General features: G+C 47.1%; 8 protein-coding genes, 5 tRNA genes and 3 rRNA genes. All 16 read right to left on the bottom strand.

All coding sequences use genetic code 11. The annotated features are described in order from the left end of the window. Positions 1-5 precede the first annotated feature (5 nt). Positions 6-1637, bottom strand: coding sequence for a phosphoethanolamine transferase (locus ACWA5Z_RS08810; protein WP_431051528.1), 1632 nt, complete (start codon positions 1635-1637; stop codon positions 6-8). 63 nt (positions 1638-1700) lie between these two features. Then, entirely contained in the window at positions 1701-3011 is a 1311-nt protein-coding gene (locus tag ACWA5Z_RS08805; protein ID WP_431051526.1) for a sensor histidine kinase, read from the bottom strand. A 15-nt stretch (positions 3012-3026) separates the two neighbouring features. Beyond that, positions 3027-3704, bottom strand: a complete 678-nt coding sequence (locus ACWA5Z_RS08800) for a response regulator (RefSeq protein WP_431051524.1) — start codon at positions 3702-3704, stop codon at positions 3027-3029. 5 nt (positions 3705-3709) lie between these two features. After that, the gene (gene degS / locus ACWA5Z_RS08795; protein ID WP_431051522.1) at positions 3710-4768 is read right to left on the bottom strand and encodes an outer membrane-stress sensor serine endopeptidase DegS; all 1059 of its coding nucleotides are present in this window, start codon (positions 4766-4768) and stop codon (positions 3710-3712) included. Continuing rightward, positions 4762-5919, bottom strand: a complete 1158-nt coding sequence (ribD, locus tag ACWA5Z_RS08790) for a bifunctional diaminohydroxyphosphoribosylaminopyrimidine deaminase/5-amino-6-(5-phosphoribosylamino)uracil reductase RibD (protein ID WP_431051520.1) — start codon at positions 5917-5919, stop codon at positions 4762-4764. Before ribD ends, degS begins: the two co-directional genes overlap by 7 nt. A gap of 9 nt (positions 5920-5928) precedes the next feature. Further along, positions 5929-6402: a transcriptional regulator NrdR gene (nrdR, locus tag ACWA5Z_RS08785; protein WP_431051518.1), complete on the bottom strand. Its 474-nt coding sequence runs from the start codon at positions 6400-6402 to the stop codon at positions 5929-5931. A 256-nt stretch (positions 6403-6658) separates the two neighbouring features. Further along, a 5S ribosomal RNA gene (gene rrf, locus ACWA5Z_RS08780) occupies positions 6659-6774 on the bottom strand. A gap of 215 nt (positions 6775-6989) precedes the next feature. After that, positions 6990-10278: ribosomal RNA gene (locus ACWA5Z_RS08775) — 23S ribosomal RNA — on the bottom strand. 421 nt (positions 10279-10699) lie between these two features. Next, a tRNA-Ala gene (locus ACWA5Z_RS08770) sits at positions 10700-10775 on the bottom strand. Between the two features lie 244 nt (positions 10776-11019). Next, positions 11020-11096, bottom strand: a tRNA-Ile gene (locus ACWA5Z_RS08765). 75 nt (positions 11097-11171) lie between these two features. Beyond that, positions 11172-12711 (bottom strand): 16S ribosomal RNA (locus tag ACWA5Z_RS08760). The 16S, 23S and 5S rRNA genes sit together here with 5 tRNA genes alongside, the layout of an rRNA operon. 235 nt (positions 12712-12946) lie before the next feature. Beyond that, positions 12947-13023, bottom strand: a tRNA-Pro gene (locus ACWA5Z_RS08755). A gap of 36 nt (positions 13024-13059) precedes the next feature. Further along, positions 13060-13135 (bottom strand) — tRNA-His (locus tag ACWA5Z_RS08750). 43 nt (positions 13136-13178) lie between these two features. Then, positions 13179-13255 (bottom strand) — tRNA-Arg (locus ACWA5Z_RS08745). Between the two features lie 127 nt (positions 13256-13382). Continuing rightward, positions 13383-14111: a lipopolysaccharide N-acetylmannosaminouronosyltransferase gene (wecG, locus tag ACWA5Z_RS08740; RefSeq protein ID WP_431054323.1), complete on the bottom strand. Its 729-nt coding sequence runs from the start codon at positions 14109-14111 to the stop codon at positions 13383-13385. 20 nt (positions 14112-14131) lie between these two features. Beyond that, positions 14132-15487, bottom strand: coding sequence for an ECA oligosaccharide polymerase (wzyE, locus tag ACWA5Z_RS08735; RefSeq protein WP_431051516.1), 1356 nt, complete (start codon positions 15485-15487; stop codon positions 14132-14134). Positions 15488-15490: the final 3 nt, after the last annotated feature.

The raw sequence follows: 15490 nt of genomic DNA, 5'->3' as shown, positions 1-15490 counted from the left end.
CTTGCTTAACGACAAGCGGCAAACAGATCTTGTTGCGCTTGATATACTTCTGTTTTAATCTCCATCAAACCTAACACGGAATGGAAATAATTGTCGTGGGAATAGGCATTGCTGTCGGCTTGTTGCTGCAAGCATTGCGTATTCAAACCGGTTTGTTGTTTCCAGCCGTCGGAAGCCCAGAAAATCATCGGCACTCGGGTTTGTTCTTTCGGGGCAATCGAATACGGCGCACCGTGTAAGTACATTCCGCTTTCGCCTAAGGATTCGCCGTGATCGGAAACATAGTAAAGTGCGGTATTCCATTCGCTATGTTGCTGAAGTTTAGCAATAATCCGATCCAAAAACTGATCAATATACAATACGCCGTTGTCATAGCTGTTCACCAGCTGTTCTTGGCTGCACTTGGCAATATCCTGCGTATCGCAACTCGGAATAAAGCGGTGATATTCTTCGCTATAACGTTCCGAATAAGTCGGACCGTGGTTGCCCATGGTATGCAGTGCAATCACCAGGTCTTTACTCGGATCTGCACTGATCTGCCGTTCAAAATTGTATAGCAGAATATTATCCAAACATTCCCCGTTGCGGCAAAACTCCGGCAATTGCAATGCGCTGACATTTTCATTCGGCACGCGATCACACACATATTTACAGCCGCTGTCATTATCCAACCACAGCACATTTGCGCCGCTGCGTTGAATCAAATCCAACACGCTATCCTGCTTTTGTGCCACTGAACCGTTGTAATGATCACGATCCATCACGGAAAACATACAAGGCAATGAAAGTGCGGTTGCCGTGCCGCAGCTGCTGACATTCGGAAAGTTCACCACCGCTGTCCCGCGCGCCGCCAATTTAGGCGTGGTTTGGCGCTGGTAGCCGTTCAAGCCCCAATTCTGCGCACGGGTGGTTTCTCCGGGCACTAGCACCAACACCCGCCGTCTTTGTCCGTCTGCTTTCACTTGTTTGGCATCTAAGCCAATCCGTTCAAACGGACGGTTTGCTTGACGCACACGTTTTACTTCATTCACACCGGCGCCGATAAAATTACTCGGTACAATCAAATTAACCGTTTGTTTATTATTGCGCACAAAAAAAGCATAATCCTGATAATAAACTTTAGCGATCCCAGCTATTACCACCAGCGAAAGGAGAATCATCAAAGCACGCAGCGCAATTTCTTTATGCCAAGTGCGGTATCGTACTTTTACACCTAAATACAGCAATGCCGGCAAGACACCAAACACGGCAATCCACAGCAAATAGGGCAACGTAATCAATTTGCCGGCTTCGGTCGAAGTGGTCTGCAACACGTTTTCCAACATGTTGGTATCAAAATAGACATTATAAAACAAAGTATTATAGCCAATTGCCGCACTGGTAATCAGCAATAACGGCATGATGATTTTATGTAGGTAAGGCAATGCCAATAATTGATACACTGCATTTAAGGTAAAAAAGATAAATAACGGAATAGTCAATAAAAAGTAGTCATAGCTTGCGCCGGTAAACGGGTGCGCGGTCAATATGGCACGGTAAAACGCATAATTCAGTATCAAAGTGAAATAAAGCGCGACATAGGCTTGCAATTTGCTACTGGTTAATGAAAAGTGCGGTAGAAATTTGGGGAATTTCACAAATATGTCCTCTGTATCCTTCAAGATTCAATGCCACAATACAGAAGAAAAATTAGCTAAAAATTAGGGTGCCTGTAGCGATGGGTACGGTAACCGGATTTTCACACTTAATCCATGTGCAAAGCGGATTGTATCTGCCAAGATCAGCCTCCCTCGATAGCGTTTGACAATATTATCCGCAATCGCCAATCCCAAGCCGGTACCTTGTTCTCCGCTGCCAAGGATACGGTAAAACGGCTCTAGCACCCGTTCCCGCTCCGATTCGGCGATCCCGACGCCGTTATCATCAACACTCAGGATCACCGCACTTGCGCCTTGCTGCAAATCCAAATCAATCTGCCCGCCAATCGGGGTATAACGAATGGCATTTTCGCATAAGATTTTTATCAACAAATAAAGTTCGTCTTCATTGGCTAAAATATGACAATCCGTTTTACTGACTACGCCGATATCTTGCCGTTTTGCGTCGGCTAAGGGTAATAAATCGGTCAAGACCCGGCGATAAACCGCTAACAGCGACACTATCCGGCGTGTAGGTTCAATGTGTTCCGCTTGCACCCTTGCCAACAATAACAGTTGTTCTAACAAATGGCGAACCCGTACGACACTTCGGCTAATCCCGCTTAACTGTGTTTCTGCGGCTTCGGGAAGGGTATTTTGCTGTAAGAACCGCTCCAATTGTAATGAAAGTGCGGTCATCGGGCTGCGCAGCTCATGCGCGGCATCGGCAATAAAGCGCTGTTGCTGGCGTACACTGCGATCAACTTTGCTGAATAAGTGATTGATCGATTGTACAAAAGCGTGGATCTCGGTCGGGATATTGTCTTCATCAAGTGCGGTCAAATCACTTTCGCTCCTTTGTTTAACCTGTTCGGACAGCTGATTAATCGGGCGTAAACTACGCTGTACCACCCATGCCGCCAACGGTAACATCAATAAAATAAACAGCAGCATTGGCGCCGTTCCCAGCCCGGCAGCATAAGCGGCGATTTCATCACGAAATTCTTCTTCATCGAACAACACCGCCACCGGTTGTGTTTGCTCGTGCTTAATGTACGCCCGATAATGCCGTCCCTGTAGCGTCAGGCTATGCAAACCGTCGGCATAAGAAGCTAAATTAGGGATAAAATAGGGTTTATCCGGTGGCGTCAGCACATTATGCACAAAAATCTGATTATCACGATTATTCAGCGCAACTTCGCTCACCGGCGTATCCGCACCGATAAATAGCGCACTTTGCTGCAAAATATCGTCTTGCAGGCGGTAAGCGAATTTAAAGGAAGCATAAAAAATGAAAAGTGCGGTCAGCAACGCTGCCGTGACGGAGAGAAGGGTTAAGCTGAGAATCAATTTACGCCGAATCGAATTTTTCATACTACATCTCTTATGTTACTGCGTCGACGTTCCTTTCGGAATCGTCCAACCGGCGCCGCGAATATTGCGAATACTCTGCTTGCCCAGTTTTTTACGCAAGGCGTGGATCAGATAATCGACCGCATTACTTTCCACTTCTTCGCCCCAAGGGTACAATTTATCTTCTAATTCCGCTCTGGAATAGATTTTACCGGGGTGTTGTAACAAAGTTTGTAGCAAAGCAAATTCTTTTTGTGTTAGTGCAATGCCGTTAGGATGTTCGGCTAAAAAAACCTGATGACTATCATCATCCAAGGTGAGATAGCCGTTGCTTAGACGGCGTTTTCCCTGTTGATTTTTACGCCGTACAACCGCACGCAAACGCGCCAGCAGCTCAGCCATATCAAACGGTTTCACCAGATAATCGTCTGCGCCGCCATCCAAGCCACCGATACGACTCGGCAAATCGTCCCGCGCGGTCACAATCAGCACCGCCATCTGCTCATTTTGCTGTCGCAGTTCGTTCAGCAGCTGCAAACCGTCTTTTTTGGGCAAGCCCAAATCCAGCAGCAAAATATCGTATGTTTGGATTTGCAGCGCAACCCATGCCGCCTGCCCGTCTTGCACCCAATCCACTGCATATGCCGCATCTTTCAAACTGGCTTTCAGCACTTCGCCGATCATATTGTCGTCTTCAACCAGTAAAATACGCATAATACTTACTTTTGTTGCGGATATTCGGCGATTGTCACCGGTAAGGTCAGCACTTGTCCTAACCGTTCGACCTGCACTTCAACCCGTGTTCCCGGGCGGGTATCGGCGATAATTTGCAACAGTTCGGTCGGCGAATTGACCGCATTGCCATTAAATTGAACAATCAGATCCCCTTGTTTGATTCCGGCTTCAGCCGCCGGACCATTTTCAGCAACGGCGGTCACCAGTACGCCGCGCTGATTGAGCCCCAGCTGATCTTCATTATTATAGAAAATTTGGCTTTCTACCCCGAAATAGCCGCGAATGACTCGTCCGTCTTGAATGATTTTTTTCAACACCTCATTGGCAATATCAATCGGAATGGCAAAACTTAAGCCTTCGGCAATTTCAGCACTATCTTTGCCGATACTCAGCGTATTGATACCAATCAGCTCTCCGGCGGTATTAATCAGTGCGCCACCGGAATTGCCGCGATTAATCGAAGCGTCGGTTTGGATAAAATTTTGCCGCCCGATTTCACCCAAGGCACTGCGTCCCAGTGCGCTGATAATCCCTTGGCTGACACTTTGCCCTAAGTTATAAGGATTGCCAATCGCCAACGCCACATCGCCGACATAAACCCGACGGTTGTTATTTTGTGGAATCGTCGGCAAATTATCCGCCTGAATTTTTAACACAGCTAAATCGGTCAGGCTATCGGAGCCGATTAAAGTTGCTTGGTACAGCTGCCCCGTTTGCAATGCCACCACAATTTGATCCGCATTATTAATCACATGCCGGTTAGTCAGAATATAGCCGTCAGCCCGCATAATCACGCCGGAACCCAAATTATTGACACGCAATTCATGGTTATCACCAAGATTATTCGTGCCTTGCAGCGCTTGATTATAAACATTAACCACCGCCGGCGCGGCAATGCGTACCGCACTGGCATAAGAAATGATTTGTAATGAATCGTCACCCGCAAACCATGTTTTCTTCCCTTGCCATAGCGGGGCTAATGCCAATACGAATGCGGCGGCACATAATCCGATTAACGCGGATTGTAGAATTTTTTTTAACATACCGTCTCTCCGCTTTCGGCCAAATCAGGGCGATAAACCATTTTAAAGTCCTCGCCGACCCGTGCCGTGGCAACCAATTTCCACTGCGGCGCATCAGCAAGACAGTGCAAATCCGGCAAATGGCATAAACCACGCGCCTGATCGCCGAGTAATTTCGGGGCAATATACACAATCAGTTCATCGACTAAGCCGGCACTGATTAGCGAACCTGCCAGATTTGCGCCGGCTTCAATCCATAACGTGTTGATTTCACGCTTGCCTAATTCATCCATCAAAGCGGTCAATTGGTGAGCGGAAGAATTCAGTTCAAGCGCCTCGACAAAATCCGGAAAAGATGACAAATCCCGTATCTGGTTCGCGTTACCCACCAACCAAACCGCACTTTCGATACTGAATAATTTATGATAAGCACGAATCCGATGCTTAGAGTCCATAATAATCCGTACCGGTTGGCGTAATTTTTGTTCAGGATACACGGCTTGAATCGTCGGCGGCAATTGCTGCCAACGCACATTTAATAACGGATCATCAACCAACACCGTGCCACTGGCGGATAAAATCGCACTCGCCGCAGCCCGGTAATCCTGCACTTCCGCCCGTGCCGCTTCGCCGGTGATCCACTTACTTTCACCTGAAGCGGTTGCGGTTTTACCGTCAATCGTCATTGCCATTTTCAATTGTACGAATGGACGTCCGGTTCTCATTCTTTTTAGGAAGCCTTTATTCAGCTCCTCTGCTTCTTGTTCCAACAAACCGACTTCGACTGTAATCCCCGCTTCCTGCAATAAAGTGATCCCTTTGCCTGCAACGAGGGGATTCGGATCCCGCATTGCAACCACAACTCTTTTGATACCATTCTCAATAATTTTATGTGAACAGGGCGGTGTTCTGCCAAAATGAGAACAGGGTTCCAAAGTGACATACAATGTTGCGCCGACCGCACTTTGCCTATTCACTTCACATTGCTGAAAAGCATTGGCTTCCGCATGCCCCTGTCCGGCTTTCTGGTGATAACCTTCGCCGATAATCTGACCATCTTTCACAATCACACAGCCAACCCGAGGATTCGGATCAACCGTCCAACGCCCTAATGTCGCCAGTGCCACTGCACGTTGCATAAAACCGCGATCTTGTTCTGAAAATACTGTCATTCTTGATCCTTAATTCTGCTCTTTCACAATCGCTTCATCAGTTAATTTTTCGATTTCATCGCCGAATTGTTTAATATCATCAAAACTTAAATAGACCGAAGCAAAACGAATGTAGCCAACTTTATCTAATTGTTTTAATTCTTCCATGACCAAAGTACCCACTAATTTGCTCGGTACCTCACGTTCTCCGGTGGCTTGTAACTGATGAATAATATGGCTGATTGATTTTTCAATATCATCCGCACTAACCGGGCGTTTTTCCAACGCACGCTGCATGCCCGAGCGCAGTTTTTTTTCGTCAAATGGTACGCGGTTGCCGTTGCTTTTGATAATTTTAGGAGTCACCAGTTCCGCGGTTTCAAAGGTGGTAAAACGTTCGCGACACTGCGTACACTCTCGCCGCCGCCGCACTTGATAGCCATCGGCAACCAAGCGGGAATCAATCACTTTGGTATCTTCAGTGGAACAAAAAGGACAATGCATAAATTCCTCCCTTATTTGCGATATGGAGTTTAATTGCCCACCATATAACGGCTAACTAATTAAATCCAGAGAATAATTGGCTATTATAATTATTCGTAAAATATTTGTCCGTATTTTCTCATGCATTTATGATCAGAAAAGTAAAGCTAACCGCACTTGCACTCTATCCGCCAACGCTCCCTAATCCTTTTTCCGCCCAAACGCAAAAAACCCTTCGCATGACTGCAAAGGGCTTTTGTTCTCTCTATTCAATAATATCCGGCGGTGTCCTACTCTCACATGGGGAGACCCCACACTACCATCGGCGTTACGGCATTTCACTTCTGAGTTCGGCATGGGGTCAGGTGGTGCTACCGCACTATCGCCGCCGGAATAATTCGGCTTGATTGTTTTTGCTTCTTCTTACTTTGTTTTGTTCTCTATTTTTTATTCTTTCAGCGTTTCTTTCGCTGTTATTCCTATTCGGTCACAAGCTATTACTGATTCAAACTCCTCGAGCCCTACTCGAGCTTCTGACTTCGCTCTTTCGTCTCTTGTCTTTTCTTACAACTTTCTCTCGGCTTTTGGGTAAAACCCTTGAGCGTTGTATGGTTAAGCCTCTCGGGCAATTAGTACGGGTTAGCTCAATGTATCACTACACTTACACACCCCGCCTATCTACGTCTTCGTCTTAAACAACCCTTACACACTCTAAGTGTGGGAAAACTCATCTCAAGGCAAGTTTCGTGCTTAGATGCTTTCAGCACTTATCTCTCCCGCACATAGCTACCCCGCAATGCTTCTGGCGAAACAACGGGAACACCAGCGGTGCGTCCACTCCGGTCCTCTCGTACTAGGAGCAGCCCCTTTCAATTTTCCAACGCCCACGGCAGATAGGGACCGAACTGTCTCACGACGTTCTAAACCCAGCTCGCGTACCACTTTAAATGGCGAACAGCCATACCCTTGGGACCTACTTCAGCCCCAGGATGTGATGAGCCGACATCGAGGTGCCAAACACCGCCGTCGATATGAACTCTTGGGCGGTATCAGCCTGTTATCCCCGGAGTACCTTTTATCCGTTGAGCGATGGCCCTTCCATTCAGAACCACCGGATCACTATGACCTGCTTTCGCACCTGCTCGACATGTCCGTCTCGCAGTCAAGCTTGCTTATACCATTGTACTAACCTCACGATGTCCGACCGTGATTAGCAAACCTTCGTACTCCTCCGTTACGCTTTGGGAGGAGACCGCCCCAGTCAAACTACCCACCAGACACTGTCCACGACCGCGTGCCGCAGTCTGTGTTAGAACATCAAACCTTAAAGGGTGGTATTTCAACAACGACTCCGTATTAACTGGCGTTAATACTTCTCTGTCTCCCACCTATCCTACACATCAAAATTCAATGTTCAGTGTCAAGCTATAGTAAAGGTTCACGGGGTCTTTCCGTCTAGCCGCGGGTACACCGCATCTTCACGGCGATTTCAATTTCACTGAGTCTCGGGTGGAGACAGCCTGGCCATCATTACGCCATTCGTGCAGGTCGGAACTTACCCGACAAGGAATTTCGCTACCTTAGGACCGTTATAGTTACGGCCGCCGTTTACTGGGGCTTCGATCAAATGCTCTCACATCATCAATTAACCTTCCAGCACCGGGCAGGCGTCACACCCTATACGTCCACTTTCGTGTTTGCAGAGTGCTGTGTTTTTAATAAACAGTTGCAGCCAGCTGGTCACTTCGACTGACTTCACCTCCATCCGCAACGGACTTCAATTACCGTCAGCGCACCTTCTCCCGAAGTTACGGTGCTATTTTGCCTAGTTCCTTCACCCGAGTTCTCTCAAGCGCCTGAGTATTCTCTACCTGACCACCTGTGTCGGTTTTCAGTACGGTTTATGATAAGATAAGCTTAGCGGCTTTTCCTGGAAGTGTGGTATCGGTTACTTCGACTCCGTGGAGTCTCCCCGTCACGCCTCTGATATAAATGACCGGATTTGCCTAATCATCCATCCTACACGCTTGGACCGGGACTTCCGTCACCCGGATAACCTAACCTGCTCCGTCCCCACATCGCTCTTATCACAAGTACGGGAATATTAACCCGTTTCCCATCGACTACGCTCTTCAGCCTCGCCTTAGGGGCCGACTCACCCTGCCCCGATTAACGTTGGACAGGAACCCTTGGTCTTCCGGCGAGGGGGTTTTTCACCCCCTTTATCGTTACTTATGTCAGCATTCGCACTTGTGATACGTCCAGCAGCCCTCTCGAGCCACCTTCTTCCGCTTACACAACGCTCCCCTACCCAATCAGATGACAGATTTCAGACGTCAGGTTTCGGTGTTTTACCAAAACCTTGTAACATCTTCGCAATTTCTTCGTATTCATTACGCCATCTTTGCCAATCTTGTTCATCTGCATATTTCAAGTCATAACAGTATCTTAACCAAACTCGCATTTCATCAGCACTGCCTATTGCCATGCTAAGAAATCGATTTAAATCCGCTTTAGTACGTTGCCTTGCAAAACCTTCGGCTAAATTTGCACAAATGCTTTTGCTTGCCCGTCTAACTTGGTCTCCTAACGCATATTGCTCTACCTTAGGAAAATCCAAGCTCGCTTGATGAATTTCCAACGACACTTTATAAGCGCGTTGAAACACCTTCAAATCTTCAAACTTGATTGCCATACTGTCTCCTGACATCTGAAATCTGTCATCTGAATGCCGCAGCTTCGGTGCTATGTTTTAGCCCCGTTACATCTTCCGCGCAGGCCGACTCGACTAGTGAGCTATTACGCTTTCTTTAAATGATGGCTGCTTCTAAGCCAACATCCTAGCTGTCTAAGCCTTCCCACTTCGTTTCCCACTTAACATAGACTTTGGGACCTTAGCTGGCGGTCTGGGTTGTTTCCCTCTTCACGACGAACGTTAGCACCCGCCGTGTGTCTCCTAGATATTACTCTTCGGTATTCGCAGTTTGCATCGGGTTGGTAAGTCGGGATGACCCCCTAGCCGAAACAGTGCTCTACCCCCGAAGGTATTCGTCTAAGGCTCTACCTAAATAGATTTCGGGGAGAACCAGCTATCTCCCGGTTTGATTGGCCTTTCACCCCCAGCCACAAGTCATCCGCTACTTTTTCAACAGTAGTCGGTTCGGTCCTCCAGTTAGTGTTACCCAACCTTCAACCTGCCCATGGCTAGATCACCGGGTTTCGGGTCTATATCGTGCAACTCTTCGCCCAGTTAAGACTCGGTTTCCCTTCGGCTCCCCTATTCGGTTAACCTCGCTACACAATATAAGTCGCTGACCCATTATACAAAAGGTACGCAGTCACCCCATTAAAGAGGCTCCCACTGCTTGTACGTACAGGGTTTCAGGTTCTATTTCACTCCCTTCACCAGGGTTCTTTTCGCCTTTCCCTCACGGTACTGGTTCACTATCGGTCAGTCAGGAGTATTTAGCCTTGGAGGATGGTCCCCCCATCTTCAAACAGGATTTCTCGTGTCCCGCCCTACTTGCTGTTAGCTTAGTACCGTAACTGTGCCTTCGGATACGGGATTATCACCCTCTGCGATTGTGCTTCCCAACACATTCTCCTAACTCACTTACTATCACTAACGGCTTCTCCGTGTTCGCTCGCCGCTACTTACGGAATCTCAATTGATTTCTTTTCCTCGGGGTACTGAGATGTTTCAGTTCTCCCGGTTCGCCTTGTTAACCTATGGATTCAGTTAACAATAGTAGATTCTTCATCTACTGGGTTTCCCCATTCGGATATCGTGGAGTGATAGCGCTTCTTATCAACTCCTCCACGCTTTTCGCAGATTAGCACGTCCTTCTTCGCCTCTGACTGCCTAGGCATCCACCCTGCACGCTTAGTCACTTAACCATACAACCTCAAGAATTTTTATACCGCACTTTCATTTCAACTAACCACTTTCGTGCCCGTTTCGTTCAGTCCGCTTTCCATTCCCAAAGCCGTCTTCCATTGACTCGTGCGTAAGTTTCCCTACGCTGACCTGCTCAGTGCCTTTTCTCACCAAACAAGCCCAATTCGATTCTCGATTGCTCGATTTTCGAATACTCAGCTCTTACGTCCTCTCGAACGCTTGAGCTCTCTTCAGTTTTTAGCTTGTGTCCAAATTTTTAAAGAACAAATCGGTTTTTCAACCAATACTCAATCCTCTTAACCGCACTTTAGGTTTTTTAATCCCTCATAAAGCGTTGGCTAAGAAAACTCACTATTAATCAATAAACCCTTATCACCGATACTTCAGTCATGAATGACTTCGTCGTGACAAGTTAAAGCGTGGTGGAGCTAAGCGGGATCGAACCGCTGACCTCCTGCGTGCAAAGCAGGCGCTCTCCCAGCTGAGCTATAGCCCCTTTCTTTTTTCCCGTATTTAGCTAGTCCTAATTGCTAGTCCTAGAAACTTCAGCCAAGGATTTTAGCAAAATCAGATTGAAATCAAGCAGCGCAGTGTGCGAACAGCACATGAGCATCGCAGATATTCAAGATGATGAAGCTAAAAGCCAATTCGCTTATTCAAAAGCGATTTGAGGTGAGAAACGCAGTATGCGCGAGCATATGAGTATCGCAACCCTCAAAGCGGTGCAGAATAAGTAGAATTGGTAGGCCTGAGTGGACTTGAACCACCGACCTCACCCTTATCAGGGGTGCGCTCTAACCACCTGAGCTACAAGCCTATCTCTCTATACGGTCTGTCTTCTTTTCTATCAAACAATCTGTGTGAACACCTATACAAAATCATCAGTCATATATAAGGAGGTGATCCAACCGCAGGTTCCCCTACGGTTACCTTGTTACGACTTCACCCCAGTCATGAATCATACCGTGGTAAACGCCCCCCTTTCGGTTAAGCTATCTACTTCTGGTACAACCCACTCCCATGGTGTGACGGGCGGTGTGTACAAGGCCCGGGAACGTATTCACCGCAACATTCTGATTTGCGATTACTAGCGATTCCGACTTCATGGAGTCGAGTTGCAGACTCCAATCCGGACTACGACGCACTTTAAGAGATTCGCTTAAGCTCGCACTCTCGCCTCCCTCTGTATACGCCATTGTAGCACGTGTGTAGCCCTACTCGTAAGGGCCATGATGACTTGACGTCATCCCCACCTTCCTCCGGTTTGTCACCGGCAGTCTCCTTTGAGTTCCCATCTTTACATGCTGGCAACAAAGGATAAGGGTTGCGCTCGTTGCGGGACTTAACCCAACATTTCACAACACGAGCTGACGACAGCCATGCAGCACCTGTCTCTAAGTTCCCGAAGGCACAAGCTCATCTCTGAGCTCTTCTTAGGATGTCAAGAGTAGGTAAGGTTCTTCGCGTTGCATCGAATTAAACCACATGCTCCACCGCTTGTGCGGGCCCCCGTCAATTCATTTGAGTTTTAACCTTGCGGCCGTACTCCCCAGGCGGTCGATTTAACGCGTTAGCTTCGAGAGCCACCCATACAGGCAACCCCCAAATCGACATCGTTTACAGCGTGGACTACCAGGGTATCTAATCCTGTTTGCTCCCCACGCTTTCGCACATGAGCGTCAGTCTTTGTCCAAGGGGCCGCCTTCGCCTCCGGTATTCCTCCACATCTCTACGCATTTCACCGCTACACGTGGAATTCTACCCCTCTCTACAAAACTCTAGATAAACAGTATGAAATGCTGTTCCCAAGTTAAGCTCGGGGATTTCACATCTCACTTATCTATCCGCCTGCGTGCCCTTTACGCCCAGTTATTCCGATTAACGCTCGCACCCTCCGTATTACCGCGGCTGCTGGCACGGAGTTAGCCGGTGCTTCTTCTGTGACTAACGTCAATTGCTCTGTCTATTAAACAAAACACCTTCCTCATCACCGAAAGAACTTTACAACCCGAAGGCCTTCTTCATTCACGCGGCATGGCTGCGTCAGGGTTCCCCCCATTGCGCAATATTCCCCACTGCTGCCTCCCGTAGGAGTCTGGGCCGTGTCTCAGTCCCAGTGTGACTGGTCATCCTCTCAGACCAGTTAGAGATCGACGGCTTGGTGAGCCTTTACCTCACCAACTACCTAATCTCACTTGGGCTCATCTTATGGCGGGTGACCCGAAAGTCCCACCCTTTAATCTCTCGATATTACGCGGTATTAGCTACAGTTTCCCGTAGTTATCCCCCTCCATAAGCCAGATTCCCAAGCATTACTCACCCGTCCGCCGCTCGTCGGCAAAGTAGCAAGCTACTCCCCGTTACCGCTCGACTTGCATGTGTTAAGCCTGCCGCCAGCGTTCAATCTGAGCCATGATCAAACTCTTCAATTCAAGTTCAATCGCTCAACGAATCTCTGACTATAATATTGAAACCACAAAAGTTTCAATTATGAATTTACTATCAGCACTCATTAAGACTTTAGTTTTTTTAAATCTTTAAATTACCAATGCCTTGCACAAGTGCCCACACAGATTGTCTGATATATTGTTAAAGAACAGAAAGCCTTACCTTCATTCCTTTTAAGAAAAGGAGATAAGGTTCATTTCAACTTTAAAAAAAGTGAAATGGTCGGCGAGATAGGATTTGAACCTACGACCCACTGGTCCCAAACCAGTTGCGCTACCAAGCTGCGCTACTCGCCGATGGCAACTTCTTGTTAAACCAACCAGAAGTTAAATTGGGGTGGCTAATGGGACTTGAACCCACGACAACCGGAATCACAATCCGGGGCTCTACCAACTGAGCTATAGCCACCATTGTTGCTGACAAGCGTTAGCTGAATCAAAATGCGAACGCATGGCGCGCTCGACAGGATTCGAACCTGAGACCTTTGGCTCCGGAGGCCAACGCTCTATCCAACTGAGCTACGAGCGCACATCGCGTCGTTGCGGGGCGCATATTAAGTGTTTCTGAATAACTTGTCTAGTGCTTTTTTGATTTTTTTTCTCGCTTGCTGTTAAAATATGCAACTTGCTCGTTATTTGCCAACTTTCTGGTTATTTTACAGCTTATTGGCAAAATAGTAATAGGCATACTGTAATAAATTGACTTGTCTGCGCCAACGGGTTGGCTGGCTTAATAAGCGGTACAACCACTCTAAATTGGCTTTTTGCCAAATTAACGGCGCGCGTTTTACTCGCCCGGTGAATACATCATAAGTACCGCCCACGCCCATATATAACGCCTCAGGATATGCCTGTTGGCACGCCAACATAAACCGCTCTTGCTTCGGCGACCCCATTGCAACGGTAATAATTTTCGCCCCGCTGGCTTTGATGCGTTCAATCAATTCGGCTTGCTGTTCAGCTTTAAAATAGCCGTCTTGTGAACCAACCAAATTCACCTGCCATTGTGCGGTTAATTTCTGTTCGGTTTCTGCCAAGACCTGCGGCTGTCCGCCGACCAGAAAAACCAGCGTATTTAATTTACCGGCTTTTTCCATTAAAGCATACCATAGGTCACAACCGGCAACCCGTTGCAAAGTGCGGTATTGCGGGTATTTTTTCTGAATCGATTTGACGATACTCATGCCGTCGGCATATTTAAACTCCGCATTGAGCAACAATTGCTTTATTTCCGGCTGTTTTTCCGCGGTGATAATTTTTTCCGCATTGATGGCAATTAATTTGCCCTGCCGTACGCCGTTTTCATTCAGTAAAAAATCCAAAAAGGCCGTTTGATCTTTCACTGCCAAAATATCTATCCCACGGATAGTCACTTTATCAATCATTGTGTTACTCATTGTTACTCTCAACTGTTCACGAATTTATAACGCACGCTGCCGGTTTTGCGCATAAGTAAGACCACCGATTTACCGATTACTACCGCAGCAATAAAAATCAGCGAAAAGAACACCCAGCGCGAAATAAACGCGTCCATTCCTTCCCTGACCAACACGATAATATTAAAAATATTGGCAAAACAGTACGCCTGAATCAATGCCGCATTGCTGCGATTCAAGCTGTGTTTAGCATAGTGATAAAGAAAATCCATACCTTTGATCAGCCAGCCGCAAATGACCGCGCCCAACAGCATAAACGGAATTCCGCCCATAATCAGCAAAGATCCAAGCAACGTCGGTGAAATTGCCAGCCCGGCGTAATAATTCAACACTTCCCAAGTGAAGTAATTGGCAGCGTTGACCACCAAATCAGGACGGTTTTCCCAAACGCCTTTCGGAATAAACACATAGAAATCACGCACAATCGGCGCAAGCCCTTGGAATTCAATCTGTTGATAATGGGATAACAACAATGCCAGATTTTCCCATGGCGAAAAAGTATCGCGGGTCAAATATAAAAAAGTATAAAACGCTTCGCTGCCGCTGACATCCAAGCCGTAACGCGCCAATGCCAAACCGAACATGGCGACAATCGCCGTTGCCCCTGCAATGGCTAAGGTGACAATCGAAATATAGCCTTTGCTGATACCAATAAAAAAGAAAATTGCCACTGCCAACGCAATATTGGCACGGGTGCCGCCGACCAATAAATAGGTCAACACACCGAAACTGACGCCGAACAATAAAAACAGCCACCAATTCGGTTTACTCGGTTTTAAAAAATAGAAAATCAATAATGCCGGTAAGAAAAAATAGAAAAAGCGTTTAAGTGCGGTGCCGCTGACGCTTTGTGAAAAAATTTGACTGTAACTATCCAGTTTGAACAGTAAAAAACCGTTTAAACTGAAAAATAAGCCGATGGTGATTAATGCCACTAACATCAAGAGCAATGCGGTGATAATGCCTTCGCCGGCCGAATTTTGCCGTGCCGTTTGCACAACAGTACGCGCTGAATGCGGTTTTAAAGCCATCGTTTTCGGCAGCAACCGCACTTGATAGCAGACATAATATAAAATATAGAATGCCAATGCGGAGAACAGGCTAATAAACAAAATTTCAAACGGTAATGTTTGTACATTGAAACCGAATGCCAAAATCATGCTGAACGGAAAGCCTAAATAAAACGTCAACAAATAAACCAGCGTAAACAACAGGTGGAAAGAAAACCGCACTTTTTTAAACGCTTGGTAGGCAAGATAGCCAATCAGCACAAGCGAGAAAGTATAAAGCAGCACCAAAGCGCTCAGTTGGGTTAAACTCAACATATG

This window comes from Testudinibacter sp. P80/BLE/0925, from assembly GCF_053570785.1.
The sequence above is the reverse complement of the archived record's forward strand: the minus strand, read 5'-3'. Positions and strand labels throughout refer to the sequence as shown.